A 25084-nucleotide genomic window follows, 5' to 3' on the forward strand; every position below is an offset into this window, starting at 1 on the left:
GCTTCCGCCAACGTACCAACGCGCTCCGCGACAGCGAGGGAACATCCCGCAATCGTCTGGCCTAACGCGGCCACCGGCTACCAGATGGCCCGGACCATGCTCTCCTGGAGCATCGTCAGCCAGTCGTAGGCGGCGAACATCGCCATCCGCGGGTCGCGCGGGTCGAGCCGGGCCGCCTCGTCGTACCACTCCTCGCTGATGTCCAGGCGGGTGCCGAGGGCGAGGCGGACGTCGTTGAGCGCCCGCAGCCACGCCTGCGCCTGCGGCACGTCCAGCACGGCCTCCACGCCGTCGGCGGTCGCGCCCTCCAGCGCGCCCAGCACGATGTCGGCGGCCTCCCGCTTGCCCTCGCGCAGGCCCATCTCGGTGTAGCGGCGGAACTCCCCCGACGCCTCCCCGTCGTCGCGGTAGGCGTCGGGGAACAGCCGCGCCAGCACCGGGTCGTCGGGCGTGCGGGCCTCGACGGTGATCCCGAGCGAGGCCAGCTCGTCCCCGCCGTCCGGCGGGGCGCCCAGCAGCTCCTGGAGCTGCTCCATCAGCGCCCGGACGAGCGCGGCCTCCTCGGGTCCCAGCCGGACCCGGACGCCCTTGTCCACCTTCTCGACGGTGCTCATCCGCTCGCTCCGCTCGCGGGCTCGACGACGCCCGGACGCGCCGTCCCCCCTCGTCGCTCCGGTCGCAAGCCCCCGCTTCGCTCGCTCCGCGTGTACGCAGTGCCCATACGGTTCAGTCGTCTCGCTTCACGGTCGCCCACAGCCCGTAGGAGTGGAGGATCTCCACGTCGCGCTCCATCTCCTCACGGGTGCCGTTGGCGACCACCGCGCGGCCCTTGTGGTGCACGTCCAGCATGAGCTTCTCGGCCTTGCCCTTCGAGTATCCGAACACCGTCTGGAAGACGTAGGTCACGTAGGACATCAGATTGACCGGGTCGTTCCAGACGATCGCCAGCCACGGCCGGTCCGCGCTCTGGTCCTCCGCGATGTCCGGCCGCTCGAGTTCGACCGGTGCAGGTGCGGTCGCCATCGCGTGCCCTCCCCCTTTCGCGCCGGGTCGTTCCTCCCAACTGCCTCCGATGCTATTCGCCCGCTGCGTCCCCGAGTGTCACCGCATCGCCCGGGCATGTGGCGGCCTGCGCGTTCGGCATGGGCGGGAAGGTCGTAGGGTGCCCTTTGTGGACCTTGGGAACGACACCACCGCGCTGCTCACCGACCGCTACGAGCTGACCATGCTCCAGGCCGCGCTGCGCAGCGGCACGGCCGGGCGGCGCGCGGTGTTCGAGGTGTTCGCGCGGCGGCTGCCCAACGGGCGCCGCTACGGCGTGGTCGCCGGGACGGGGCGGCTGCTGGACGCGGTCGAGGCGTTCGGCTTCGACGCCGGCACGCTGGAGTTCCTCACCGGCAACGGCATCGTCGACGAGCCCACGGCGGAATGGCTGGAGAAGTATCGCTTCTCCGGGAACGTCTGGGGTTATCCGGAAGGCGAGTGCTACTTCCCGGACTCCCCGATCCTGACGGTCGAGGGGACGTTCGCCGAGGCCGTGCTGCTGGAGACGCTGGTCCTGTCGATCCTCAACCACGACTGCGCGATCGCCTCGGCCGCGTCCCGGATGGCGCGCGCCGCCGGGGACCGGCCGCTGATCGAGATGGGGTCGCGGCGCACCCACGAGCAGGCCGCCGTCGCCGCCGCCCGCGCCGCCTACGTCGCGGGGTTCACCACGACGTCGAACCTGGAGGCGGGCCGCCGCTACGGCGTCCCCACGGCCGGGACGAGCGCGCACGCGTTCACGCTGCTGCACGACAGCGAGCGCCACGCGTTCCGGGCCCAGCTCGACTCCCTCGGCGAGAGCACCACGCTGCTCGTCGACACCTACGACGTGGAACGCGCCGTCCGCACCGCCGTGGAGCTGGCGGGCCCGGAGCTCGGCGCGGTCCGCATCGACAGCGGCGACCTGGCCGTGGTCGCCAGGCGGGTGCGCGACCAGCTGGACGAGCTCGGCGCGACGGGCACCCGGATCGTGGTCACCGGCGACCTGGACGAGTACGGCATCGCGGCGCTGGCCGCCACCCCCGTGGACGGCTACGGCGTGGGGACGTCCCTGGTCACCGGCTCGGGCGCGCCCACCGCGTCGCTGGTGTACAAGCTGGTCGCCCGCGCCGACGGGCCCGAGCCCGACGCCCCGATGCGCCCGGTCGCCAAGCGGTCCACCGGCAAGCCCAGCCGGGGCGGCCGCAAGTCGGCGGTCCGCCGGTTCGACGGCCACGGCACCGCCTGCGCCGAGGTGGTCACCACCGGCGAGCCGCAGCCCGGCGTCCGCGACCGGGTCCTCCAGATCCCGCTGGTCCGCGACGGCGAGGTCGTCGGCCGCGAGCCGCTGGCCGCCGCCCGCGAGCGGCACCGCGCCGTGGTCGACGAGCTGCCCCCGACCGCCCTCCAGCTGTCGCAGGGGGAACCGGCCCTGCCCACCGAGTTCGTCAACGGCGGTCCGCGCCGTTGACGCGAGTAGCGTCCCGGATGTCCGGGGAGATAACGGGGAACCGAGGCTAGGAGCGATCATGGGCAAGGCTCTGATCATCGTTGACGTGCAGAACGACTTCTGCGAGGGCGGCTCGCTCGCCGTCACGGGTGGGGCCGCGGTGGCCGGTGCCATCTCCGAGCACGTGGTCGCGCACCGCTCCGCCTACGACCACATCGTGGCCACCCGCGACTTCCACTTGGACCCCGGCGACCACTTCGCCGCCGAGCCCGACTACGTGGACTCCTGGCCGCCGCACTGCGTGATCGGCACCCCCGGCGCCGACTTCCACCCCGACCTGCGGCTGGCCGAGATCGAGACGGTCTTCAGCAAGGGCCGCGACACCGCCGCCTACAGCGGTTTCGAGGGCGTGAACGACGATGACGTCCCGCTGGGCGACTGGCTGCGGAACCACCACGTGGACGCGGTGGACATCGTCGGCATCGCCACCGACCACTGCGTGCGCGCCACCGCCGTGGACGCGGCCCGCGCGGGGTTGCGCACGACCGTCCTGCTGGACCTGACGGCGGGCGTGGCGCGGGAGACCACCGACGGCGCACTGAAGGAGCTGGCGGAGGAGGGCGTCACGCTGACCGGCAGCCCGGTGGTGCGTTCCTGACATGACCACCGGAGAACCGCCGCTGGTCGTCATCGTCATGGGCGTGTCGGGCAGCGGCAAGACCACCGTGGGACGGCTGCTCGCCGACCATCTCGGCTGGGAGTACGCCGAGGCCGACGGCTTCCACCCCGAGGCCAACATCGCGAAGATGCGCGAGGGCACGCCCCTGACCGACGAGGACCGCCGCCCCTGGCTGGGGTCCATCGCGGCCTGGATCGACGCGCGGCTGGCCTCCGGCGAGCCCGGCGTGGTGACCTGCTCGGCCCTCAAGCGCTCCTACCGCGCCCTGCTCGCCGACGGCCGCCCCCGCGTCCGCCTGGTGTACCTGGCGGGCGACCGCGACCTGATCGCGGACCGCATGGCGGCGCGCGGGGACCACTTCTTCAAGCCCTCGATGCTGGACAGCCAGTTCCGCGACCTGGAGCCGCCCGCCCCCGACGAGAACGCCCTCCACGTCCCCGTCACCCTGGACCCCGAGGAGATCGTCCAGCGGGTGCGGGCGGCCCTCGACCTCTAGACCGTGTTCCCAAGCCCCGGCCCACGGCGGGCGCGGCTTCGCTTCGCGATCCGACGTGCGGGCCCTCGCCTCCGGCGTCGGGCCCGCACGTCAGGCAGCGCGCTCGCGTGCGTGGCCGAGACCCGCTTCGCGACAGGTCCTAGGCCCTCGCGGGGCGGCGGGTGAGGGCGCGGTCGAGCAGCACGACCAGGGCGGTGGCCGCCGCCAGCCCGGCGCCGATCCAGGCGACCGCCGTGACGGCGGCCCCGGCGTCGAAGGCGATCCCGGCGAGCGCGGGCACCAGGCTGATCCCGAGCTGGAACGCCGAGACGGTCGTGGCCCCGGCCAGCGTCGGCGCCTGCGCCGCGATGCCGAACACCCGCGCGTAGATGGCCGGGTTCAGCACGAACCCGGCGACGCCGAGCAGCAGCACCAGCGGCACCACGGCCCAGGCGTGCCGGGCCAGGAGTCCCAGCAGCACCGAGCAGGCCCCGATCCCGACCGCCCCGGCCGCCAGCGCGTGGAAGGGCCACCGGTCGGAGATCCGGCCGCCGACCGACAGCCCGGCGAACGCGCCGACGCCGAACAGCGCCAGCACCGCCGGGACCCACACGCCGGGCACGCCGGTGACGTCCGTCAGGAACGCCGCCAGGTAGTTGAACGAGACCATGTAGGCGGCGGTGCTCAGCAGGGTGACGCCGTACACGACCCACAGCTGCGGCCGCCCCATGACGCGCAGCTCGCGCCGCACGCTCGGCTCCGGGCCGCCCCCGGTCTCGGGCAGCGCGAACCGGGTCGCGGCCGCCCCGGCGACGGTGAGGACCACCACGCCCCAGAAGCCGCCCTTCCAGCCCGTGAAGTAGCTGAGCAGCGCCCCCGCCGGTCCCCCGGCGACCATCGCGAGGCTGAGCCCGCTGACGACCACCCCCGAGGCCCGCCCGGCGCGGTCGGGCGCGACCAGCCCGACCGCGGTGACCGCCGCGACCGCCCAGAACCCCGCGTAGGCCAGCCCGCACAGGAACCGGCTGGCCAGCAGCACCGGGTAGCTGTCGGTGACCAGCCCGGCCGCCACGCACCCGGCGAACAGCAGCTGCGTCGCCACCAGCGTGGTGCGGCGCGGCAGCCGCAGCGTCAGCACGGCCGCCGGGGGCCCGCCGACCACGACCCCGACCGCGAACGCCGAGATCAGCGCCCCGGCCGACGCCAGCGAGATCCGCAGGTCACCGGCGACCGCGGGCAGCACGCCCGCCAGCAGGAACTCCGCGCTGCCCATCGCGAACAGGCTGAACGACAGCAGATAGACCCCGAACGGCAGCCGCCCGCGCGGGCTCGGAACCCGCGCCTCGTCCCCGGCCACCGTGTCGTGTTGCGTCTTCATGACCACCTCCGCGCAGGAGGGTCACATCCGGGGCGCGGCGGGGGGAACTTTCGTTGCCGGAACCGGGAACGCCGTGCTCAGGAGCGACGGCGGGCCGCCCACTCGCGGATCTTGTCGATCCGCCGCCGGACCTCCTCCGCCGACGCCTGCGCCAGCTGCGGGCCGCCGCAGGTGCGGCGCAGCTCGTTGTGGATCACGCCGTGCGGCTGGCCGGTCCGGTGGCTCCACGCGCCGACCAGGCCGTTCAGCTCCTTGCGCAGCGTGTGCAGGTCCTCGGCGGCGGTGCGGTCCTCGCGGGGGTCGCCGGTCTTGCGCCTGCGCTCGTTGGCGATCTGCTGGGCCTGGCGCTTGCGCAGCAGCTGCGACACCTGCTCGGGCTCCAGCAGGCCCGGGATGCCGAGGAACTCCTCCTCCTCGACCGAGCCGGGCGCGGCCTGCATGCCGAACTCGCCGCCGTCGTACAGGACCCGGTCGAACGTCGCCGACGCCTCGACGGTCTCGAACGCGAACTCGTCGCCGCCCACCTCGTCGGGGGTGTCGCGCTCCCGGTTGGCCTCGGCGAGCAGCTCGTCGTCCAGGCCGTCCTCGCGGACCGGGCGGTCCAGGACGTGGTCGCGCTCGGTCTCCATCTCGGCGGCGTGGCCGAGCAGCGTCGGAACGGTCGGCAGGAACACCGACGCGGTCTCGCCGCGCCTGCGGGCACGCACGAAACGCCCGATCGCCTGGGCGAAGAACAGCGGCGTGCTGGTCGAGGTCGCGTACACGCCCACGCACAGCCGGGGGATGTCGACGCCCTCGGACACCATGCGGACCGCGACCATCCAGCGGTCCTCGGTCTGGCTGAACTGCTTGATCTTCTTGGACGCGGTCGGGTCGTCCGACAGCACGATCGTCGCGCCCTGACCGGTGATCGCGCGCAGCATCTTGGCGTAGGCGCGCGCCGTCTCGTGGTCGGTGGCGATCACCAGGCCGCCCGCGTCGGGGATGGCGCGCCGCAGCTCGGTGAGGCGCTTGTCGGCGGCGCCCAGCACCTGCCGCATCCAGTCGCCCTTGGGGTCCAGCGCCGCGCGCCACGCCTGCGACATCTGGTCCTGGGTCAGCGGCTCGCCCAGCGTCGCGGTGATCTCGTCCCCGGCGCGGGTCCGCCACCGCATCTCCCCGGCGTACGCCAGGAAGATGACCGGCCGGACGACGCCGTCGGCCAGCGCCGGGCCGTACCCGTAGGTGTAGTCGGCCGCGCTGCGGCGGATCCCGTCCGGACCCTCCTCGTACCGCACGAACGGGATCGGGTTGATGTCGGTGCGGAACGGGGTGCCCGACAGGCACAGCCGGCGCGTCGCGGGCTCGAACGCCTCCCGCACCGCGTCGCCCCACGACAGGCCGTCGCCCGCGTGGTGGACCTCGTCGAAGACCACCAGCGTCTTGCGGGACTCGGTGCGGTTGCGGTGCAGCGCGGGCCGGGCCGCCACGGTCGCGTAGGTGACGGCGATCCCGTGGAACTCCTTGCCGACCTTGCCCTGGGAGTTCTGGAACTCGGGGTCGATCTTGATGCCGACGCGGGACGCCGACTCGGCCCACTGCCGTTTGAGGTGCTCGGTCGGGCACACCACCGTCACCTGCTGCACGATGTGCCGGTCCAGCAGCTCGCGGGCCAGGCGCAGCGCGAAGGTCGTCTTACCGGCGCCGGGCGTCGCGACGGTGAGGAAGTCCCGGGGCCCCGGTGCGGTCCCGTCCTCGCCGAAGTACGCCTCCAGCGCCTGCTGCTGCCAGGCGCGCAGGGACGACGCGGTCCCCCAGGCGGCCTTCTGCGGGAAGGCGGGGGGCATGTCCGGTGCGGCGAAAGTGCTCACGGTCATCGAAGGCTACCGAGCCCCACCGACAGTTCGCGCCCCACGGGTCCCCGTCGCGTCCTTCCTCACATTCCTCCCGGACGCCCGGTACGCCGCCCACGCACCGCGGATCCGCCGCGCCTGGTCGGGGGTGAACTCGTGCATGCAGTCGTCCCATCCGTAGTCCATGAAGTTGTGCACCGGGTCGGACCCCGGCTGCGAGCAGGTGTCGCGCGGCGGGCAGCCCTCCGCCGGAACGGCCTCGTAGGGGGTGTCGGCGATCCCGTCGCCGGGCTGCTCGCACCCGTTCTCGAACGTGTGGAACAGCCCCAGCCAGTGCCCGATCTCGTGGACCGCCGTGAAGCCGTGGTTGTAGTTGCGGTGGGGGCCGCCCGGCAGGGTGCGGTAGTCGACCACCACCCCGTCGTTCGCCGGCCGTCTCGCGTACCACTGCGGGAACGTGGAGAACCCCAGCATGTCGGTCCCCACGGCGGCGCTGTAGAGGTTGAGCGTACCGGGCCCGCCCGCGTGCAGGGCCCGCTTCATCGCCGACTCGTTCCGCAGCGGCCGGTGGAACCAGGCGGGCCGGTCGGTCACCCCGTAGCCCGTCAGATGGAACCGCACGCCGGTGTCCACCCCGCCCCTCTCCCCGCCGTAGGTGCCGTTCAGCGTGGCGATCTGCCGCTCGACGACCTCCCTCGGCACCCTGCCCTCGCCCCCGTCGGTGATGACGTGGAAGCGCACCGGGATCCGGATCGGCCCGCCGCGCCGCCGCGTGGCCTCCCAGGCCCGCTCGTCGTCGGTGCCGAGCCGCTCCCGCATCCTGGCCCGCAGGTCCGCCAGCATCGCCGTGACCTCCCGCCGGTCCAGGTCGGCGTGGTCCCGCCGGGGCCCGCCGCCCCGCGTCCGGGCGTTCGCGGCGGCGCCGTCCCGCGCGCAGTCGTCCCCGGCCGCGACCGGCCGCGCCGTCCCGCCTCCCGAACGGTCACCGGCCGCCACGAACATGACGCAGAAAGTGACGGCCAGCGCGCAGCCTGCGGTGATCTTGGCTCGTTCCATGATTCCCCCGAGTCAGAAACGTCGCGATCCTGTGCCGCTCGCCCCCGACCGGCACAGGATCACGTCATGTCCGGCGCCCGCGCCCGCGGGTCGCCGCCGTCCGCCCCGCAGGGCGGTCACCCGTCTGGGTCCGCCTACTTGTCCGAGTCACCGCCGCCCGACTGCATGGATTCGTAGATCTCCTTGCACTCCGGGCAGACCGGGTACTTCTTGGGATCCCGGTTCGGCACCCAGATCTTGCCGCAGAGCGCGACCACCGGCGTTCCGGTCACGGCGCTCTCGGTGATCTTGGCCTTCTTGACGTAGTGGGCGAACCGCTCGTGGTCGCCGTCGCCGTGCGACAGGTCAGGCCGTACGTCGCTCTCGGGAAGGATCTTCGTGCTCACGCGTTCCACCTTAGTTCAGCGTCGGGTCGTCGGGGAAAGTCGAGACGAACGCCAGGTCGCCGCCCTGCCGCCGCAGGACCGAGCGCCACAGGCCGTCGGGGTCGCCCGCGAACACGTCGCCCGCCTCGGCCCGCACCAGGTACCAGGCCCCGTCCGCGACCTCCTCGTGGAGCTGGCCGGCCGACCAGCCCGCGTATCCGGCGAACACCCGGAGCTGGATGACCTCGGGGGCCAGCAGGGCGGGCGGCGCGTCCAGGTCCACCAGGCCGACGCGGGCGACCGAGGGGTCGCCGTCCAGCGCCCGCCAGCCCAGCGGCTCGTCCTCGCCGGGCAGCCGCGCCAGCGCCAGCGCGCTGTCCAGCGCCACCGGGCCGCCCTGGAAGACGACCGACGGGCCGGTCACCAGATCGGCCCACGGCGGCAGCACCCGGTCCACCGGGATCTCGGTCGGCCGATTGAGGACAACCCCCAGTGTCCCGCCCTCGGCGTCGTGCTCGACGACCAGAACGACACTGCGCCTGAAGTTGGGATCGTCCAGTTGAGGGGTCGCCACGAGCAGGAGCCCCACCCTGATGCCGTCTTCCATGGTGACCATCATGCGTTGCGCGGACCCCCGGCGGCACACCGGTCCGTCGGCTTAGCCTGTCATGCATCCCCGACATGAGGGGTACCGGCACAAGAGGGACCTAGGTTAAAAACGATCTAGGATCATCGGCCATCCGCTTGGTGCGCGCCCCCGGCGCGCCGGGCGGCGGGGAGGACGCGATGCAGTTGCCCAGGGTCGTCATCGCAGCCGTGTTCTTCGTCATCGGGGCGCTGATCGCCATCCCCGCCCTGATGAGGACGACCGGAGAGTCGCGGGCGTCCGGCGCTCCCGGCGCCACCACGACCAGCCCGACCGGATCCCCCACCGGAACGTCCCCCACCCCCACCTCCACCCGCACCTCCCCCTCGCCGACCCCGACCCGCACCACCACGACACCGCCGCGCACCACGCCTCCCCCGGCCACGACGGCGCCGCCCGCCTCCCCGCCGGCGCAGACGGTCGAGGCGACGATCGGCCGGGTGCGGTGCCCGGCGCGGACGGTCGAGGTGACGATCCGCAACAACGGCTCGCAGACCGAGAACGTCGGCATCGAGCGCAACGACGACTCCCCGGCCATCGCCCGGACGGTCGCCCCCGGCGCGTCCCGCGTCGTCACGCTGCGGCTGCGGGAGAACCGTTCCACCCGCGTCCAGGTGACGTGGAAGAACGAGCCGGTGCTGACCGAGACCCGGCGGGCCGACTGCGTCAAGGGCTCCCCGACGCCGTCGCCGACCCGGACGCGGCTGCCGCGCACCGGCCCCGACGACGCGGTGATGTGGGCGCGCGCGGCCACCGGCGGCGCGGCCATGATCACCGGTCTGATCATCTTCTGGTACGGCGGGATCTGGCCGCGGCGGCGCGACCGGCTGTTCGCCGGAAGGAAGGGCGACTGACGGCGGGTCAAGAAACCCGTGCGGTACCGTTCCCGCCCTTTGGGTGTCCGCTGTCCGGATCGGGTGAGTAATCCGACGAGGTGATCGTTCCGCCCGACATGGGCGTTCTGGAAGCGGGGGACGACGTGCTGCTGTGGGCTGCTCTGGCGACCTCGACCGCGCTCGCGCCGGCCGCGCAGCCGGCCGGGTTGACGGCCACGATCGGCGAGGCGCGCTGCCCGGCGCGCCAGGCCCCGGTCGTGGTCCGCAACCCCACCGACCGGCCGATCGACTACGAGCTGCTCCAGGACGGCCGGGTCGTCCGCCTCGAACGGGTCCCCGCCGGGGGCGTCATCGACGGCCTGGCCCAGCTCACCGAGGACGAGCCGGTCGAGCTGACCGTCCGTTCCGAGGGCCGGACCCTGGCCCGCGCGACCCGCACCGCCGACTGCGCCAGGACCACCCCGACCGGCACCACCCCGACCGGCACCGTCCCGGTCGGCACCGCTCCGGCCAAGGGCGGCCCGACCAGCGCGAAGCCGACCGCGGGCGGACCACCCAAGGGCGAGCCGACCGCGGACGAAGAAGCGGACGGTGACGGAGCCGTCAAAGGCAAGGACGGGATCGCCAAGGGCAAGGGCGGCAAGAAGGTCCCGGCGCGTTCCGGCCCGCGCAAGGAGGCTTCCGAGGAGCGGGAACGCCTCCCCGAGACCGGCGTGGTGGGCAACGCGCGCGTCATGACGGCCGTGGGCGGGCTGGCGGGCGGCCTGGTGGTGCTGTTCTGGGGCTGGCTGTGGCCGACCAGCGGCCGAGGCGACTGGTCCGCCCCCGTCAGACGCACCGGCGGCTGAGCCCACGAGAAGGGCCCGGCCCGAACCGCGACCACCAGCCGTGCGGAGCGCGTGGAAGGCGCCCTGGCGCCTGGAGCGTGCGCAGCACCCCGGCGTTGGCCGCCCGGAACGGAGTGAGGACGGCCAACGCCGGAGCCGGGGGGTGTGGGGGGTCGCCCCCCACACGGCTACGCCTCGGTGCGGGGGCGGCCGCCGGCGGCCTCGCGGACCGCGCCCGCGACGCTCTTGGCGACCTCGGGGTGGAAGACGCTCGGCACGATGTAGTTCGGGCCCAGCTCGTCGTCGGTGACGACCTCGGCGAGGGCGGTGGCGGCGGCCAGCAGCATGTCCTGGGTGACGCCGTTGGCCTGGGCGTCGAGCAGGCCGCGGAACACGCCGGGGAACGCCAGCACGTTGTTGATCTGGTTGGGGTAGTCGCTGCGGCCGGTGGCGACGACGGCGGCGTGCTCGCGGGCCTCGTCCGGGGAGACCTCCGGCTCGGGGTTGGCCAGGGCGAACACGATCGCGTCGTCGTTCATGGCGGCGATGTCGTCGCCGGTCAGGATGCCGGGGGCGGACACGCCGATGAACACGTCGGCGCCCTTGACCGCGCCGCGCAGGTCGCCGGAGTAGCCGTCGGCGTTGGTGTGCTCGGCGATCCAGCGCAGCGAGTCGTCCAGGTCGTCGCGGCCGAGGTGGACCGCGCCCCGGTAGTCGCAGACGACGATGTTGCGGGCCCCGGCGTGCATGAGCAGCTTCAGGATGGCGGTGCCCGCCGCGCCCGCGCCCGCCATGGCGATGCGGACCTCGCCGATGCGCTTGCCGACGACGCGCAGCGCGTTGGTCAGCGCGGCCAGCACGCAGATCGCGGTGCCGTGCTGGTCGTCGTGGAAGACGGGGATGTCCAGCAGCTCGCGCAGCCGGGCCTCGACCTCGAAGCAGCGGGGCGCGGAGATGTCCTCCAGGTTGATGCCGCCGAACGCGGGCGCGATGATCTGCACGGTCCGGACGATCTCGTCGGTGTCCTGGGTGTCCAGGCAGATCGGCCAGGCGTCGATCCCGGCGAACCGCTTGAACAGCGCGGCCTTGCCCTCCATGACCGGCAGGGCGGCCTCGGGGCCGATGTTGCCGAGGCCGAGCACCGCCGAGCCGTCGGTGACGACCGCGACGCTGTTGCGCTTGACGGTCAGGCGGCGGACGTCCTCGCGGTTGCGGGCGATGGCGAGCGACACCCGGGCGACGCCGGGGGTGTAGGCCATCGACAGCTCGTCACGGGTGCGCAGCGGCACCTTCGACTGCATCTCGATCTTGCCGCCGAGGTGCATCAGGAACGTGCGGTCCGAGACCTTGTGGATCTTGACGTCGTCCAGGGTCTCCAGGGCGGCGGCGATCGCCTCGGCGTGCTCGGTGTCCCGGGTGGCGATGGTGACGTCGACCCGCAGCACGTCGTGGGCGGCGGTGTTGACGTCGAGCGCGGTGACGATGCCCCCGGCGTTCTCGACCACGTGCGTGATCTGGCTGACGGCCTTGCCCCCGGCGGGGACCTCCAGCCGGACGGTGATGGAGTACGACACGCTGGGCACGCTGGCCACGACTTGCTCCCTTGAGGTTCCGGGTACGTCCTTGTCCCGCCCGCAATCGTCCCATGCGGGACCCGCCGCCGGGGGCCGCCGCCCGGCAAAGAGATCATCGTCGCCGTGGCGGTCTCGGGGGCCGCGGACGGCGGCGCGTCACACCGGCCGGACCGGGCGGCCCGGACGCGGAACGGCGGATCAACCCGGATGAAGGGTGCTTCGGTCGGGTCGCGCGGGCGCGGTCGTCGTCTCCGAGCATACGCTCACCGGTCCGCTGCGGTATCCGGTTCACCAGACAGAATTGTCGCGTTCCATCTTGTCGTGTCCCACAGGTCCGCCCCGGGCCGCCGCCCTCCGGAACGCGGCGCGCTCCGGAGGACGCGGGCACGGGGACGGCCCTTCGGAACGCGTCAGAACAGCGCCGACTGGAGGGCGCGGCGGGCCTTGCCGACGCGCGGGTCGCCCGGCTGCAGCACGTCGAACAGGCCGAGCAGGTGCTTGCGGGCGGCGTCGCGGTCGTCCCCGGCGGTGCGGCGGACGGTGTCGACCAGCCGCTGGAACGCCTCGTCGATCCGGCCGGAGACCATCTCGACGTCGGCGGCCTGGGTCTGGAGCGTCACGTCGCCGGGGTTCCGCTCGGCGTCGGCCATCACCTGCTGGGCGTTCACGGTCCGCACCCGCAGGCTGAGGTCCACCAGCGCGATGCCGCCGCGGGCGTGCTCGTCCTGCGGGTTGACGTCCAGGATCTTCTGGAACGCGGTGCGCGCGCCGTCCAGGTCGCCGTTCTGCAGGGCGGTCTCGGCCTCCAGGTACATCGGGTCGGCGGCGGGCTGCTCGGCCGCGTCCGCGGCGGGGGCGGGGGCGCCCGCGTCCTCGGGCAGCAGGCCCTCGGCGCGCAGCGCGTCGAACAGCTGGTCGATGGCCTGCCGGACCTGCGGTTCGGGGGCGGCGCCGTTGAGGAAGGGCAGCAGCTGCCCGGCGACGACCGCCGCGACGAACGGGATGCCGCGGATGCCGAGCTGCTGCATGTACGCGCCGAGCTGCGGGTTGGCGTCCACGTCGACCTTGGCGAGGATCCACCGGCCCTGCGCCTCGTTGGCGAGCTTCTCCAGGATCGGCCCGAGCTGCTTGCACGGCCCGCACCACTCGGCCCAGAAGTCGACCAGCACCGGAACGGTCCGCGAGCGTTCCACGACGTCGGCGTTGAAGCTCTGGTCGGTGACGTCGATGACGAACGGGCCGGCCCCGGCGGGCGCGGCCGGTGCGCCGGGCGTCTGCGCCTGGGCGGCCTGCGCCCGGCGCTCCTGCTGCTTCTTCATGGCCACCTGGCGGGCTCCCAGGTCGATGGCCCCGTGCAACGAAAAGTCCCGAGAAGGCATGGGTCCATCCTGCCTCATGGTCCCCGTCGCCGGGGCCCGCGTCCGCTGGGAGCGGAGCCCGTCTTCCGCGACGCGCGGGACGCGGGGCGCACCGGGGGACGGGCCGGGCGGAACGGACCATCCCCGCGAATTATCTCCTTTTCCAGGATGGCAAAGAATCGCGGCCCCGGCGGGCAACGTCAAAAGCGGGCTGACAGTCGAGACCAAGCCTGGTTATAGTCGCGATGTCGATGCCCGGCTCGACGGTAAAACGATTGCGGCGCGGTCCCGGTGGCGGGGGGAAAGCCACGGGACCGGCCGCGTGCCGTTTGCGAGCACGGGCGAACAACGGGGGGTAAGAAGTGATCGCGGGTTATTCCGCGATCGTGGCCCGAGGGATGGGGGTCCGCCGCGGGGGGCGGTGGCTCCTGCGCCCGGCCGCCTTCGGCATCGCCGAAGGCGTGGCCGGCCTGGCCGGTCAACAAGGCGCCGGTAAATCCACTCTGCTTGCCACGTTCGCGACCTTGCGCCGACCACATGTCGGCGCGCTTGAGATTCTCGGTGAGGACACCGGGAATTCCACCGGGCTGCGCGCGGTGCGTGCCCGGATCGGCTATCTTCCCGGCCGCTTCTCATGGGCGGACGGCATGAAAGTGGACGAGTTCGTCCGCTATGCCGCCTATTACAAAAGGGTACGGGAACCGCAGGTGCGGGCCGTCCTGAAACGGTTCGAGCTGTCCGAGGCCGCCGGGGCCGAGATGGGACTGCTGCCGCCGGACGTGCGGCTGCGCGCCGGACTGGCGGCGACCTGCGTCCACGAACCGGACCTGGTGCTGCTGGACGACCCGTTCGCCGGGCTGGAGGCCGCCGCGGCGGCCGAGCTGGTGCCGGTGGTGCGGACGCTGGCCCCGTCGGTGGTGGTCGCGGCCGAGGCCGCCGGGCCGCTGGCGGGGTGGTGCGACCGGCTGTTCACGCTGGCGCGGGGACGGCTGACGGAGCTGCCGGACGCCGCGTGCGCGGACCCCGCCCCGATGGGACCGCTCCACACCGAACCCGCCCCCGCCGGGCGGATCCGCGCGGCGCGTCCCCTCGTCATCCCCGTGCCGGACCGGCGGCGGGTGGCGCGGCGGCTGCGGCTGGCCCTGCTGACGGCGGGGAGCGGCGCAGGTGTCTGACCCGGCGCGGCCACCGGTGACCGGCCCCGCTCCCGGCCCCGCTCCCGGCTCCGGCCGGGTGTCGGAGCTGGGGCGGGTGCTGCGGCTCGACGCGCGCCGCACGGCGCTGCTGGTCGCGGTGCCGTTGCTGGCCGGGCTCGGGGCGGTCACCGCGTGGCTGTCGCTGGTGCCCGGCGTCGGCTACTGGGACAACTCGGTGGTCGCGCTGGGCGACGCGGTACGGCTGCTGGGCCCGGTCGCGGCGGCGCTGGCGGCGTGGGCGGCGCTGCGGGAACGACGGCTGGACCACGTCCGGGACCTGTCGCCCCGCTCCCCCGCGACCGGGGCGCTGCACGACCTGGTGCTGCTGTCGGGCGCGGCGCTGGTCGCCCACGCCGGGGTCACGGCCGTGATCGTGGCCGAGACGCTGTCGCGGCACGAGGCGGGGCGTCCGCACCCGCTGGGCCCGACGGCGGGGGCGGCGGCGCTGGTGCTGCACGTGGTGGCCGGGTACCTGGCCGGACGGGTCGCGCCGCGCGCCGCGACGCCGGTGGCCGTGGGGCTGGCGGCGGTCGCGTGGTCGTCCCTGCGGGCGCCGGGCGGCTCGTGGGTGGGGCTGCTACCGCCGGCGGTGTTCGGCCGGGTCGGGCTGTTCACCCAGTTGCGGACCGGGGTGCTGGCCGACCAGGTGGTGTGGGCGGCGGGCCTGACGGCCGTGCTGGTGCTGGGATACGTGGCGTGGGTGACGCGGCGGGCGCTGCCGCTGCCCCCGCTGGCGGTGGCGGTGGGGCTGGTCGTGGTGGCGACCTTCCGGCTGGAGAGCGCGGACGGGCGCGCGGTGGCGGCCGTTCCGGTGGAGCGCGTGTGCCGGGAGTGGCCGCTGACGGTGTGCGTGCATCCGGCGCTGCGGGCGGCGCTGCCCTCGCTGACGACGGCGGTGACGCCGCTGGCGACCCGGCTGACGGGGACGCCGGGCGAGTTCGCCCGGGTGGAGCAGCGCCCGCCGACCGAGCCCGCGCGGGTGGCGGGCGGCGTCGCCGTGGTGCATCTGGGCGACGAGCTGACACCGGGGTACGAGGCGCGGGCCGTGCGGCAGATCCGGGACGGTCTCGTCGTCGCGCGGACGTGCCCGGCGCCGGCGGCGGGGTACCGGGCGCTGGTGGACGCGTGGCTGGTGGGAGAGGCACCGCCCGCGCTGCCCGACGCGCGCGCGGTGCGGCGCTTCGGCGCGTGGAACGAGGACCGGCGGCGCGCGTGGCTGCGCGCCCACTTCGCCGCCTACCGGACCTGCTCGCTGCGCGCGGCCGACTTCCGGCCGGGACGCTCCCGCGTCCGGGTCCCCCGGACGAAGAAGGCCGCGCCCGTGAGGACGCGGCCCGACGACCGTTGACGGAGGGGTCCCGGTGTCCGGGCTCCGGTGTCAGGTCCGCTCGGATCCGTTCAGATCTGCACGGCCGCGCCGGTTCCCCCCAGACCCGACGCGGCCGTGCAGAAACCCATCACTTGCCGAGGCCCACCGGCTCGGCGGGGGTGGTCCACTTGCGCTCCACGAAGAACGGCGCCACCGGCAGCACCGACGCGACCAGCGCCAGGACCGTGCGCTTGCCGTCCCAGCGCAGCGGCGCGCGGACCACGAGGACCAGGGCGACGTAGGCGATCCACAGGATGCCGTGGATGGGGCCGACGATCGACACGGCCGCCGGGATCTCCGCCAGGTACTTCAGCGGCATGGCGACGAGAAGCAGCACGAGGAAGGAGACCGCCTCGATGATCGAGACGAGTCGGAAAGCGCGCACGATGTCCACGGGTGGCCAACGTACCGTGTCCCGGCGAGTGTTTCGTCCACGTCTATGGTGTCGGTCACACGGGTGAGGTGAGGAGGCGGCCTCGCGGGGAATGCCTCCCCCATGGCACGCCCCGAGAAGAACACCGCCCCCGCCAAGGACGCCCCCCGCGAGGACGCCCCCGCCGACCGCCCCGCGCGCCGCCGCCGCGGCGGATGGGGTCCGGCGCTGGTGCTGGTCGTGGTCGGGGTGGTGGCGGTCCTGCTGTTCCAGCAGGCCCTGCGGATGGCGCCGGACTGGCTGAACCCGTTCGCGACCGAGGACAAGGACCGCAGCAGCCCGGCGGTGCTCCAGTCCATCCGGGACCTGTCGCGGTTCGAGGCCGCCAGCGGCAACTACCAGGTGATCGTCGACCTGGAGAAGGACGCGGCCTGGCTGCCCGCGTCGGTGAAGGGCCAGCGGACCCTGTTCGTCGGCAACGGCTCGGTCGACGCCTACGTGGACTTCTCCAGGCTGGGCTCGGGCGCGATCACGATGAACGCCGACCGCACCGAGGTCACCGTGAAGCTCCCCCGCGCCGAGCTGGAGAGGGCCAACCTGGACCCGAAGAAGAGCTACGTCTTCTCGACCCAGCGCGGCCTGCTGGACCGGGTGGGCGACTTCTTCAGCAGCAACCCCGCCGACCAGCAGCAGCTCAACGTCCTGGCCGCGCAGAAGATCCAGGACGCCGCCACCGCGAGCGGGCTGCGCGAGCGCGCCGACCAGAACACCAGGCTCATGCTGGAGAACATGCTCAAGGCGCTGGGCTTCAAGAAGGTCACGATCCAGCAGGCCGGGGGCCAGTAGCCGGTCAGCCGAAGACGGCCCCCGGGTCGCCGGTGTACCAGATGTTGGCGATGCGGACGTGGCGCATGAGCCAGCGGTCGCCGTCGCGGACCAGCTCCACGTCGTAGAGGTTCTTCAGCAGGGCGTGGGCGGAGTGGTCGGCCGTCAGCAGGTGCTGGGCCTCCACCAGGGCGGTGAGGCGGGCGGTGTCGCCGTCGACCGCCACGCGCGGGTTGGCGACCTGGTGGGTGGTGTCCACGCGGCCGGTGAACGACCCCAGGATCGTGGTGACGATCGCGTCGCGGCCGGTCATGACGGGCGGCTCGGCCCCCCACCGCGCGGCGGCGGGCCGGAAGTCCAGCGTGGCGTCGGCGGTGAAGGCGGACCCGAACAGCTCGGCGTCCTTGAGGTCCTGGCCGAGCGCGAAGCGGTACAGCGCGTCGATGGCCTCGACGCGGTCGCGCGGGTCGGTTCCGGTGGTCAGGGCGGTGGTCTCGGTGACGTACATGACGTCCAGCCTCGCCGGGGGGAGGGCGGCGACCAAGGCGTTCCCGTGCGACGATCGTGAAGCCACGGTTAACGGTCGGGGGGCGGTCATGCTGGAGCGGCACGAGGTGGAGACGTTCCTGACGCTCTTCGAGGAGCTGCACTTCGGGCGCACCGCCGAACGGCTCCACGTCTCCACCGCGCGGGTCAGCCAGACGGTCCGGAAGCTGGAGCGGCGCGTCGGCGCGCCGCTGTTCGACCGCACGAGCCGCCGGGTGGAGCCGACGGCCGCGGGGCGGCGGCTGTACGAGCGGGTGCGGCCCGCCTGGGACGAGATCGGCGCCGCGTTCCAGGAGGCGGTCGCGGCCGGGCGGGGGCTCACCGGGACGCTGCGGGCGGCGTTCGTCGGCGCGGCGGCGGCGCAGTTGCTGGTCGGGGTGACCGGGCTGTTCCGGGAACGGGTGCCCGGCTGCGAGGTGCGCGTCCGGGAGGCGCAGTGGGGCGAGGTGGCGCCGTGGCTGCGCGAGGACCGGGTGGACGTGGCGCTGACGACGTTCCCGGTGGACGCGCCGGACCTGACCATGGGGCCGGTGCTGGTGCGGGAGGCGCGGGTGCTGGCGGTCGCGGCGGGGCACCCGTTCGCGCGCCGCGCGACGGTGTCGGTCGAGGACCTGGCGCGGGTGACGGTGCTGCCGCTGCTCGACACGCCCGCGACGACCCCCTCGGGCCGCCCCGTCGTCCTCGGGCCGCCCGCCGCCACGCTCAACGAGCTGCTGGCGCTCGTCGGCGCGGACCAGGGGGTGCTTCCGGTCGGGGCGCAGACGAGGCGCTACTACGCGCGGCCGGACGTGGTGTACGTGCCGTTCGAGGACGCTCCCCGGCTGGAGTGGGGACTGGTGTGGCGGACGGAGACGGCGCGCGTACGAGCCTTCAGCGAGGCCGCACGCGATCTGCTGCGCGACTCCTGACACAGCCGGAGTGCCTCGGGACCCCGCGTCCGGCGGAGGACGCGGGGCCCGTCGTCACGGGTGTCAGGCGGACGGCACACGCAGGATCAGCGCGTCGCCCTGGCCGCCGCCGCCGCACAGGCCGGCGGCGCCCACGCCGCCGCCGCGCCGCTTCAGCTCGTAGGCCAGGTGCAGCACGATGCGGGCGCCGGACATGCCGACCGGGTGGCCGAGGGCGATCGCGCCGCCGTTGACGTTGACCTTCTCCATGCCGACGCCCAGGTCGCGCATCGACTGGATGCCGACCGACGCGAACGCCTCGTTGATCTCGATGACGTCCAGGTCGTCGACCGCCAGGCCCTCCTTGGACAGGGCGTGCCTGATCGCGTTGGACGGCTGGGACTGGAGCGAGTTGTCGGGACCGGCGACGTTGCCGTGCGCGCCGATCTCGGCGAGCCAGGTCAGGCCCAGCTCCTCGGCCTTGGCCCTCGACATCACGACCACGGCGGCGGCGCCGTCGGAGATCTGCGAGGAGGAGCCCGCGGTGATGGTGCCCTCCTTGCTGAACGCCGGGCGCAGCCGGCCCAGCGTCTCCATGGTGGTGTCGGCGCGCACGCCCTCGTCCTTGGCGAACACGACCGGCTCGCCGCGCCGCTGCGGGATCTCGACGGGCGCGATCTCCTCGTCGAACACGCCGTTCTTGATCGCCTCGGCGGCGCGCTGGTGCGACCGCGCCGCGAACTCGTCCTGCTCCTCGCGCGAGATGCCGAGCTTGGCGTTGTGCCGCTCGGTGGACTCGCCCATCGAGACGCCGTCGAACGCGTCGGTCAGCGCGTCGTAGGCCATGTGGTCCAGGACCTCGACCGAGCCGTACTTGTAGCCGCCGCGCGACTTGGGCAGCAGGTGCGGGGCCTGGGTCATCGACTCCATGCCTCCCGCGACGACGATGTCGAACTCGCCGGCGCGGATGAGCTGGTCGGCCAGCGCGATGGCGTCCAGGCCCGACAGGCAGACCTTGTTGACGTTGACCGAGGGGACGTTCATCGGGATCCCGGCCTTGACCGCGGCCTGCCGGGCGGGGATCTGCCCGGCCCCGGCCTGGAGCACCTGGCCGAGGATGACGTACTGGACCTGGTCGCCGGTGATGCCCGCGCGGCTCAGCGCCGCCCTGATGGCGTGCGCGCCGAGGTCGGCGGCGGAGAAGTCCTTCAGCGACCCCATCAGACGGCCGATGGGGGTGCGCGCTCCGGCGACGATCACGGACGTGGTGGACATTCGGGGGCCTCCATGCGGGTTGTACGGCGACGTTTGCCACGATACTCAGCGGAACCCGCCCCGCACCGAGGAGGACGCCCCGTGCTGACCCGCATCGACCACATCGGGATCGCCTGTCACGACCTGGAGGCGACCGTCGAGTTCTACCGGGAGACCTACGGGTTCACCGACGTGCACTACGAGGTGAACGAGGAGCAGGGCGTCCGGGAGGCCATGCTGAAGATCAACGACACCGGGGACGGGGCGGCCTCCTACATTCAGCTCATCACGCCGATCCGCGAGGACTCGACCGTCGCCAAGTGGCTGGCGAAGAACGGCGAGGGCGTCCACCACATCGCGTTCGGGACCGACGGGGACGTGCAGGAGGAGGCCGACGGGATCGGGGCCAAGGGCGTGCGGGTGCTGTACGAGGAGCCGCGGCGGGGGTCGATGGGGTCACGGATCACCTTCCTCCACCCCAAGGACTGCCACGGCGTGCTGACCGAGTTGGTGCAGAAGGGCTAGCGCCGGGGCAAGAGCGGCGTACCGCCGTCCCATGGTTTGCCATGCCATGGGACGATCGTGACGTGATCGATATCACAGTGGGCCGGGGACGGGGCGGGCGCGCCGTTCTGTAACCGTTCCGCCACTTCTGGTGCATTTGCAGGCCAGAGCCCCTGTCACCACACGCGTTCCCACCGGTAATGACAAACCCGACAATCCACGCAGCGCGCCAAGATGAGCCCCCAACACGGCAGCTCGCGGAGTACGCTGCTTTCGCCGGATGAGGTCTGGGGCCCGAGGCCCGTTCAGCCAGGCGATCAACCGGTCCCCGGTACAAACGCGCTCCCCGCCCCGTGGCGGGGATGGTCCCCACCCGTAGCCCCGTCACATCAGGATTGAGCCACATGCAGTCCGACATCGACGCCCAGCTCAGCAACTTCTTTGAAGACACGCCCCCGCGCGAGTTCGACGTGGTGCTTCGCGGCTACGACCGGCACCAGGTCGACGAGCACATCAAGCAACTCGACACCGAGGTCCGCCAGACCCGCGAGCAGACGCAGGCCCTCCAGCGCGAGCTGTCGGACGCCCACCGCCAGCTCCAGGAGCAGGAGCGCCCGACCTACTCCGGGCTCGGCGCCCGCATCGAGCAGCTGCTGCGGCTCGCCGAGGAGCAGGCCACCGAGCTGGTCCAGGCCGCCCGCAGCGAGGCCAACGAGATCAAGGCCGCGGCCAAGGTCGACGCCGCCGAACTGCGCGCCACCGCGGAGAACGAGGCCGCCGAGCTGCGCGCCACCGCCCAGCGCGAGTGCGACGACATGCGCAACGCCGCCGAGCGCGAGGCCGAGGAGGTGCGCACCGCCGCCCGCCGCGAGGCCGACGAGCTGACCTCCACGACCGAGCGCGAGGTCGCCAAGCTGCGCGCCACCGCCGACCACGAGGTCGCCGAGAAGCGCGCCGCCGCCGAGCGCGAGATCGCCAAGCTGCGCACCACCACCGAGCGCGAGGTCGCCCAGCTGCGCGCCTCCACCAAGCGCGAGCGCGACGAGATCCTCACCACCGCCAAGCGGCAGGCCGACGAGATGCGCGCCCAGGCGCAGCGCATCCTGGAGGAGTCCGAGGCGCAGCGCGCCCAGGCCGAGGCCGAGTTCGAGATCCAGCTGGCCGCCCGCCGCGAGGAGGCCGACCGGCAGGACGCCGAGCGGCACTCCGCCGCGCAGGCCGCCACCCAGAAGCTGGTCGCCGAGGCCGAGCAGCGCGCCGCCTCCGCCGAGCAGCGCGCCGCCAAGGCCACCCAGCAGGCCGAGCAGACCCGGCGCGAGGCCGACCAGCACGCCAAGCAGCTCATGGCCAACGCCCGCAAGAACTCCGACCAGGTCATCGCCGAGGCCAAGGCGCAGGCCGAGCAGCTGCTGGCCGAGACCAAGGCCGAGGCCGAGCGGATCCGCACCCAGGCGCAGCGCCAGGTGGACGAGCTGACCCGCCAGCGCGACAGCATCACCAGCCACCTCAACCAGCTGCGCCAGCTCATCGGCGGCGTCGGCCCGGCGCTGGGCGGCGCCCCCGAGGAGCCCGCTCCGGCCCCGGCCGAGAAGGCGATCCCGGCCGCCGAGGCCAAGCCCGCGGCGGCCCCGCAGGGCGGCCAGCAGGCCCAGGCCAAGCAGCAGGGCGCCAAGCCCACCGCCGCCAAGGGCGGCGCGAAGAAGGACGAGGACGACGAGGACTGGTGGCAGGAGTGACGGCCGCCTGACCCGAGCCGTTCACCGGCCGGCGCCGTATCCGCGAACGACAAAGAGCCTGAAGGCGGGAAACTGCCTTTAGGCTCTTTGGCGTCTCATCCATCAGGTCCCCTCCCCCGGCCACCGGATGACGCGACGAGGTAAGGAGAACGGCGTGCCCGACGACAAGCCCTCACAGGACCGTTCGGCGTCCCCAGGCGAGGGCACGTCCGAAGCGGTCCCCGAGGAAGAGGCCTCCACGGCGGACGCCGCCGAGCCGCGCCGCACCGGAGCGGGCGGATCGGTGCCGCCGGGGCACGTGCCGCCGCCGCCGGACTCCCCCGGCGACACCGCCGTGGACACCAGGGAGAGCACCGGGGAGGACCGCGTCGAGAGCCCTTCGGCGGAGGGGGAACGGCCGCTGCCGATCACCCGGGCGGAGGCGCGGCGCACCGTCGATCCCGACGCCGCGCCCGACCCCGCGCACGACATCGAGCAGCGCAAGATCGAGGCGGGGGTGGAGGACCGGTTCCCGTTCGGGCGGCCGGGGCTCCCGCTGGGCAAGGCGCACCCGTTCGTGTTCGGCTTCACCGCCGCGCTCGGCGTGATCACCGCGTGGATGCTGGTCCGTGCGGTGACCAGCGTCCGGTCGGTGATCGTGATGATCGTCGTGGCGATGTTCCTGGCGGTCGGGCTGAACCCGGCGGTGGAGCGCCTGAAGCGCGTGGGCCTGTCGCGCGGCTGGGCGGTCGGGGTGGTGTTCCTCGGCGTGCTGCTGTTCTTCGCCGGGTTCGTGGCCTCGCTGATCCCGCCGCTCACCGAGCAGATCACCGACCTGGCCAAGAGCGTCCCGCACTACATCGAGCAGTTGCAGACCAACCGGCGGATCGCCGAGTGGGACCGCCGCTACCGCCTGCTGGAGCAGGCCCAGGCGAAGATCAGCGACGCGAAGTTCCAGGAGAGCCTGGCCAAGCACGCCCTCGACGTCGGCAAGCAGGCGCTGTCGGGCACCTTCCAGTTGCTGACGGTGCTGATCCTGACGCTGTACTTCCTCAGCTCGCTGCCGCAGATCAAGACGTTCTTCTACCAGCTCGCGCCGCGCTCCCGGCGGGCCCGGGTGGCGCTGCTGGGCGACGAGATCCTGGAGCGCATCGGCGGGTACGTGGCCGGGCAGTCGACGATCGCGTTCATCGCGGGCGTGACGTCCTACATCTTCCTGCGCATCCTCGACGTGCCCTACGCGCTGGCGCTGGCGCTGATCGTCGCGGTGACGGACCTGATCCCGCTGGTCGGCGCGACGATCGGCGCGGTGGTCGTGTGCACGGTGGCGTTCCTGACCGGCACCACCGAGGGCATCATCGCGGTGATCTTCTATGTCGCCTACCAGCAGATCGAGAACTACCTGCTGTACCCGCGCGTGATGAAGCGGACGGTGGACGTGGCCCCGGCGGTGACGATCGTGGCGGCGTTGATCGGCGGAACGCTGCTCGGCGTCGTCGGCGCGCTGCTGGCGATCCCGACGGCCGCCGCGATCGCGCTGCTGATCCGCGAGGTGGTGCTGCCCCGCCAGGAGACGCTGTAGGGGTCACTCCCCGGTGCGGGCGAGGGCGGTGGTGAACTCGGCGACGGCCTGGTTGAACAGGTCGGGCTGCTCGACGGCGCACAGGTGCCCGGCGCGCGGGATGACCTGCAGCTCGGCGTTGGGGAGGGCGTCCACCATGACGCGCGCCTCCTCCTCGGTGGCCAGGACGTCCTCCGCGCCGACCATGACGAGGGCGGGCACCTTCAGGCCGCGCAGCGTCTCGAACGCGTCGCCGCGCGCGGCCATCGCCCGCTGCGCCCAGGCGGCGGCCCGCGGCGGGGTGGCCTGGACCAGGCCGCGCACCCGCCCGTAGATCAGGGCGCGCTGCCGGAACGTGGTGGGGCCCACCAGGTGGGGCAGGACCTCCTCGACCAGCACCCGCACGCTGTCCTCGCCCTCCAGCGTCTCGGCCTGCCGCAGCCGGGTCGCGCGGACCTCGTCGGTGTCGGCCCCGGCGCGGGTGTCGGCCAGCACCAGCCCCCGGACCAGGTCGGGGTGGCGGCGGCACAGCGCCATCGCGACGTACCCGCCCATCGACAGGCCGCCGACGACGGCCCGCTGCACGCCCAGCCGCCGGAACACGCGCGCGACGTCGTCGGCCATCGCGTCGATCGACGGCTCGTCGTCGCCGAGCAGCGATCCGCCGAATCCGCGCAGGTCGGGGGTGACGACCCGGAACCGGCCGGCCAGCCCCTCCCGCTGGGCGAGCCACATCGCCGACGACAGCGGGAACGCGTGCAGAAGGACGAGTGGCGTGCCGGTACCGACGTCCCTGGCGTACAACTGCACGGTCATGGTGGCGCGGCCTCCCCGTTGACGTCCCCGACATCCGCCCGGTACCCGGCGGTCAGCCAATCGTCACCCCGGATCGGCGCCGAAGGCCCCGAGTGGCCGTGATCGGTCGCCCGCGTTTAGGGGGGCCGTCCCGCCGGGCTTTCGGGGCCGCGGCGGGCGGGGGCCGTCAGCCGTAGCGGGGGGCGTCGCGGGTGCGCTGGACGCGCGGGCCGCGGCGGGTGCGCGCCTGCCAGCAGGGGCGGTGCCAGTGGCGGCGGTCGTCGGCGTCGCCGAAGCCGTCGGCGGGCCAGGCCACCAGGTGCGCGACGCCCGGCGGGATCAGCTGGTCGCAGCCGGGGCAGCGGTAGTGCTTGGTGGCGTTGGCGCCGGGGACCTGGCGGACGTTCCACTCGCCGTCCGGGCCCTCCTCGGTCTGCTGTTCGCGGAACGAGCCGCCCGGCGGGCGTTGGGGAGTGACACGGCGGTTCTTCCGGGGGCTCATGGGATCCAGGATAGGAGGGCCCCGCGCGTGGCCGCGCGGGGCCCCGAACCTGGTTCGG

General features: G+C 73.5%; 26 protein-coding genes. 12 read left to right on the forward strand and 14 right to left on the reverse strand.

Translation table 11 applies throughout. From position 1 onward, the window contains the following. Positions 1-77 precede the first annotated feature (77 nt). Complete coding sequence (locus HNR61_RS14490) at positions 78-614, reverse strand: DUF2017 domain-containing protein (protein WP_182843643.1); 537 nt, start codon at positions 612-614, stop codon at positions 78-80. 112 nt (positions 615-726) lie between these two features. After that, positions 727-1023, reverse strand: a complete 297-nt coding sequence (clpS, locus tag HNR61_RS14495) for an ATP-dependent Clp protease adapter ClpS (RefSeq protein ID WP_182843644.1) — start codon at positions 1021-1023, stop codon at positions 727-729. A gap of 148 nt (positions 1024-1171) precedes the next feature. Between clpS and HNR61_RS14500 the strand changes: the two genes are divergently transcribed. From HNR61_RS14500 to HNR61_RS14510, 3 genes are read left to right on the forward strand one after another with little or no spacing between them, the layout of a single operon-like run. Continuing rightward, positions 1172-2494: a nicotinate phosphoribosyltransferase gene (locus tag HNR61_RS14500; RefSeq protein WP_312897907.1), complete on the forward strand. Its 1323-nt coding sequence runs from the start codon at positions 1172-1174 to the stop codon at positions 2492-2494. A 58-nt stretch (positions 2495-2552) separates the two neighbouring features. Continuing rightward, the gene (locus tag HNR61_RS14505) at positions 2553-3131 is read left to right on the forward strand and encodes an isochorismatase family protein (protein WP_182843646.1); all 579 of its coding nucleotides are present in this window, start codon (positions 2553-2555) and stop codon (positions 3129-3131) included. A 1-nt stretch (position 3132) separates the two neighbouring features. Beyond that, positions 3133-3648, forward strand: a complete 516-nt coding sequence (locus HNR61_RS14510) for a gluconokinase (protein WP_182843647.1) — start codon at positions 3133-3135, stop codon at positions 3646-3648. Between the two features lie 139 nt (positions 3649-3787). On the opposite strand, the gene HNR61_RS14515 is transcribed toward HNR61_RS14510, so the two are convergent. The 5 genes from HNR61_RS14515 to HNR61_RS14535 form a co-directional block, all read right to left on the reverse strand. After that, complete coding sequence (locus tag HNR61_RS14515) at positions 3788-5005, reverse strand: MFS transporter (RefSeq protein ID WP_182843648.1); 1218 nt, start codon at positions 5003-5005, stop codon at positions 3788-3790. A gap of 77 nt (positions 5006-5082) precedes the next feature. Next, positions 5083-6831 carry a DEAD/DEAH box helicase gene (locus tag HNR61_RS14520; RefSeq protein WP_182843956.1) on the reverse strand — a complete coding sequence of 583 codons (1749 nt, stop codon included), beginning with the start codon at positions 6829-6831 and terminating at the stop codon, positions 5083-5085. Positions 6832-6867: 36 nt separating this feature from the next. Continuing rightward, entirely contained in the window at positions 6868-7893 is a 1026-nt protein-coding gene (locus HNR61_RS14525; protein WP_246442673.1) for a zinc metalloprotease, read from the reverse strand. Positions 7894-8027: 134 nt separating this feature from the next. Further along, on the reverse strand, positions 8028-8279 hold the full coding sequence (locus HNR61_RS14530; protein WP_067813975.1) for a DUF3039 domain-containing protein: 252 nt from the start codon (positions 8277-8279) through the stop codon (positions 8028-8030). Between the two features lie 10 nt (positions 8280-8289). Continuing rightward, a complete protein-coding gene (locus HNR61_RS14535) occupies positions 8290-8865 on the reverse strand; it encodes a YqgE/AlgH family protein (protein WP_067813972.1) in 576 nt (191 codons plus the stop codon). Positions 8866-9044: 179 nt separating this feature from the next. Between HNR61_RS14535 and HNR61_RS14540 the strand changes: the two genes are divergently transcribed. Next, complete coding sequence (locus HNR61_RS14540; protein ID WP_182843649.1) at positions 9045-9758, forward strand: hypothetical protein; 714 nt, start codon at positions 9045-9047, stop codon at positions 9756-9758. 98 nt (positions 9759-9856) lie between these two features. Continuing rightward, on the forward strand, positions 9857-10588 hold the full coding sequence (locus tag HNR61_RS14545; RefSeq protein ID WP_182843650.1) for a hypothetical protein: 732 nt from the start codon (positions 9857-9859) through the stop codon (positions 10586-10588). A 167-nt stretch (positions 10589-10755) separates the two neighbouring features. Here the strand turns inward: HNR61_RS14545 and HNR61_RS14550 are convergent, their stop codons facing one another. Together HNR61_RS14550 and HNR61_RS14555 are read right to left on the reverse strand one after the other, a co-directional pair. Beyond that, entirely contained in the window at positions 10756-12159 is a 1404-nt protein-coding gene (locus HNR61_RS14550) for an NAD-dependent malic enzyme (protein WP_067813951.1), read from the reverse strand. A 392-nt stretch (positions 12160-12551) separates the two neighbouring features. Next, on the reverse strand, positions 12552-13520 hold the full coding sequence (locus HNR61_RS14555; RefSeq protein WP_182843651.1) for a tetratricopeptide repeat protein: 969 nt from the start codon (positions 13518-13520) through the stop codon (positions 12552-12554). A 377-nt stretch (positions 13521-13897) separates the two neighbouring features. On the opposite strand from HNR61_RS14555, the gene HNR61_RS14560 reads away from it, so the two are divergent. Both HNR61_RS14560 and HNR61_RS14565 read left to right on the forward strand, forming a co-directional pair. Beyond that, positions 13898-14674, forward strand: coding sequence for an ATP-binding cassette domain-containing protein (locus tag HNR61_RS14560; RefSeq protein ID WP_220509395.1), 777 nt, complete (start codon positions 13898-13900; stop codon positions 14672-14674). Continuing rightward, positions 14667-16043, forward strand: coding sequence for a hypothetical protein (locus tag HNR61_RS14565; protein ID WP_182843653.1), 1377 nt, complete (start codon positions 14667-14669; stop codon positions 16041-16043). The genes HNR61_RS14560 and HNR61_RS14565 overlap by 8 nt, the downstream gene beginning before the upstream one ends. A 109-nt stretch (positions 16044-16152) precedes the next feature. Here the strand turns inward: HNR61_RS14565 and HNR61_RS14570 are convergent, their stop codons facing one another. After that, positions 16153-16458, reverse strand: a complete 306-nt coding sequence (locus HNR61_RS14570) for a DUF3817 domain-containing protein (protein ID WP_182843654.1) — start codon at positions 16456-16458, stop codon at positions 16153-16155. 102 nt (positions 16459-16560) lie between these two features. Between HNR61_RS14570 and HNR61_RS14575 the strand changes: the two genes are divergently transcribed. After that, complete coding sequence (locus HNR61_RS14575) at positions 16561-17283, forward strand: DUF4230 domain-containing protein (protein WP_182843655.1); 723 nt, start codon at positions 16561-16563, stop codon at positions 17281-17283. 4 nt (positions 17284-17287) lie between these two features. On the opposite strand, the gene HNR61_RS14580 is transcribed toward HNR61_RS14575, so the two are convergent. Continuing rightward, positions 17288-17770, reverse strand: a complete 483-nt coding sequence (locus tag HNR61_RS14580; protein WP_182843656.1) for a nuclear transport factor 2 family protein — start codon at positions 17768-17770, stop codon at positions 17288-17290. Positions 17771-17858: 88 nt separating this feature from the next. Here HNR61_RS14580 and HNR61_RS14585 point away from each other — a divergent pair, with 88 nt between their 5' ends. Then, entirely contained in the window at positions 17859-18716 is an 858-nt protein-coding gene (locus HNR61_RS14585; protein ID WP_182843657.1) for a LysR family transcriptional regulator, read from the forward strand. 63 nt (positions 18717-18779) lie between these two features. On the opposite strand, the gene HNR61_RS14590 is transcribed toward HNR61_RS14585, so the two are convergent. Continuing rightward, positions 18780-19970, reverse strand: coding sequence for an acetyl-CoA C-acetyltransferase (locus HNR61_RS14590; RefSeq protein WP_182843658.1), 1191 nt, complete (start codon positions 19968-19970; stop codon positions 18780-18782). Between the two features lie 81 nt (positions 19971-20051). Here HNR61_RS14590 and mce point away from each other — a divergent pair, with 81 nt between their 5' ends. The 3 genes from mce (at position 20052) to HNR61_RS14605 (ending at position 23750) form a co-directional block, all read left to right on the forward strand. Further along, positions 20052-20474: a methylmalonyl-CoA epimerase gene (gene mce / locus HNR61_RS14595; protein WP_182843659.1), complete on the forward strand. Its 423-nt coding sequence runs from the start codon at positions 20052-20054 to the stop codon at positions 20472-20474. 383 nt (positions 20475-20857) lie between these two features. Beyond that, the gene (locus tag HNR61_RS14600) at positions 20858-22189 is read left to right on the forward strand and encodes a DivIVA domain-containing protein (protein ID WP_182843660.1); all 1332 of its coding nucleotides are present in this window, start codon (positions 20858-20860) and stop codon (positions 22187-22189) included. Positions 22190-22343: 154 nt separating this feature from the next. Further along, positions 22344-23750 (forward strand): AI-2E family transporter, encoded by a 1407-nt coding sequence (locus HNR61_RS14605; RefSeq protein WP_182843661.1) that lies wholly within the window; start codon positions 22344-22346, stop codon positions 23748-23750. A gap of 3 nt (positions 23751-23753) precedes the next feature. Here the strand turns inward: HNR61_RS14605 and HNR61_RS14610 are convergent, their stop codons facing one another. Both HNR61_RS14610 and HNR61_RS14615 read right to left on the reverse strand, forming a co-directional pair. Next, positions 23754-24545, reverse strand: coding sequence for an alpha/beta fold hydrolase (locus tag HNR61_RS14610; RefSeq protein WP_182843662.1), 792 nt, complete (start codon positions 24543-24545; stop codon positions 23754-23756). Positions 24546-24711: 166 nt separating this feature from the next. After that, a complete protein-coding gene (locus tag HNR61_RS14615; RefSeq protein WP_182843663.1) occupies positions 24712-25026 on the reverse strand; it encodes an Rv1322 family protein in 315 nt (104 codons plus the stop codon). Positions 25027-25084: the final 58 nt, after the last annotated feature.

The sequence above is a fragment of the Actinomadura kijaniata genome, assembly GCF_014138665.1.
GTDB classification, from domain to species: Bacteria; Actinomycetota; Actinomycetes; order Streptosporangiales; family Streptosporangiaceae; genus Spirillospora; species Spirillospora kijaniata.

Excerpts from the sequence above, each read along its gene's own strand:
- HNR61_RS14580 (WP_182843656.1), bottom strand. The coding sequence starts at position 17,770 with ATGTACGTCACCGAGACCACCGCCCTGACCACCGGAACCGACCCGCGC.
- HNR61_RS14615 (WP_182843663.1), bottom strand. The coding sequence starts at position 25,026 with ATGAGCCCCCGGAAGAACCGCCGTGTCACTCCCCAACGCCCGCCGGGC.
- HNR61_RS14575 (WP_182843655.1), top strand. The coding sequence starts at position 16,561 with ATGGCACGCCCCGAGAAGAACACCGCCCCCGCCAAGGACGCCCCCCGC.
- HNR61_RS14525 (WP_246442673.1), bottom strand. The coding sequence starts at position 7,893 with ATGGAACGAGCCAAGATCACCGCAGGCTGCGCGCTGGCCGTCACTTTC.
- clpS (WP_182843644.1), bottom strand. The coding sequence starts at position 1,023 with ATGGCGACCGCACCTGCACCGGTCGAACTCGAGCGGCCGGACATCGCG.
- HNR61_RS14520 (WP_182843956.1), bottom strand. The coding sequence starts at position 6,831 with ATGCCCCCCGCCTTCCCGCAGAAGGCCGCCTGGGGGACCGCGTCGTCC.
- HNR61_RS14600 (WP_182843660.1), top strand. The coding sequence starts at position 20,858 with ATGCAGTCCGACATCGACGCCCAGCTCAGCAACTTCTTTGAAGACACG.
- HNR61_RS14535 (WP_067813972.1), bottom strand. The coding sequence starts at position 8,865 with ATGGAAGACGGCATCAGGGTGGGGCTCCTGCTCGTGGCGACCCCTCAA.
- HNR61_RS14510 (WP_182843647.1), top strand. The coding sequence starts at position 3,133 with ATGACCACCGGAGAACCGCCGCTGGTCGTCATCGTCATGGGCGTGTCG.
- HNR61_RS14540 (WP_182843649.1), top strand. The coding sequence starts at position 9,045 with ATGCAGTTGCCCAGGGTCGTCATCGCAGCCGTGTTCTTCGTCATCGGG.
- HNR61_RS14610 (WP_182843662.1), bottom strand. The coding sequence starts at position 24,545 with ATGACCGTGCAGTTGTACGCCAGGGACGTCGGTACCGGCACGCCACTC.
- HNR61_RS14490 (WP_182843643.1), bottom strand. The coding sequence starts at position 614 with ATGAGCACCGTCGAGAAGGTGGACAAGGGCGTCCGGGTCCGGCTGGGA.
- HNR61_RS14590 (WP_182843658.1), bottom strand. The coding sequence starts at position 19,970 with ATGTCCACCACGTCCGTGATCGTCGCCGGAGCGCGCACCCCCATCGGC.
- HNR61_RS14585 (WP_182843657.1), top strand. The coding sequence starts at position 17,859 with ATGCTGGAGCGGCACGAGGTGGAGACGTTCCTGACGCTCTTCGAGGAG.
- HNR61_RS14545 (WP_182843650.1), top strand. The coding sequence starts at position 9,857 with ATGGGCGTTCTGGAAGCGGGGGACGACGTGCTGCTGTGGGCTGCTCTG.
- HNR61_RS14555 (WP_182843651.1), bottom strand. The coding sequence starts at position 13,520 with ATGCCTTCTCGGGACTTTTCGTTGCACGGGGCCATCGACCTGGGAGCC.
- HNR61_RS14505 (WP_182843646.1), top strand. The coding sequence starts at position 2,553 with ATGGGCAAGGCTCTGATCATCGTTGACGTGCAGAACGACTTCTGCGAG.
- HNR61_RS14560 (WP_220509395.1), top strand. The coding sequence starts at position 13,898 with ATGGGGGTCCGCCGCGGGGGGCGGTGGCTCCTGCGCCCGGCCGCCTTC.
- HNR61_RS14515 (WP_182843648.1), bottom strand. The coding sequence starts at position 5,005 with ATGAAGACGCAACACGACACGGTGGCCGGGGACGAGGCGCGGGTTCCG.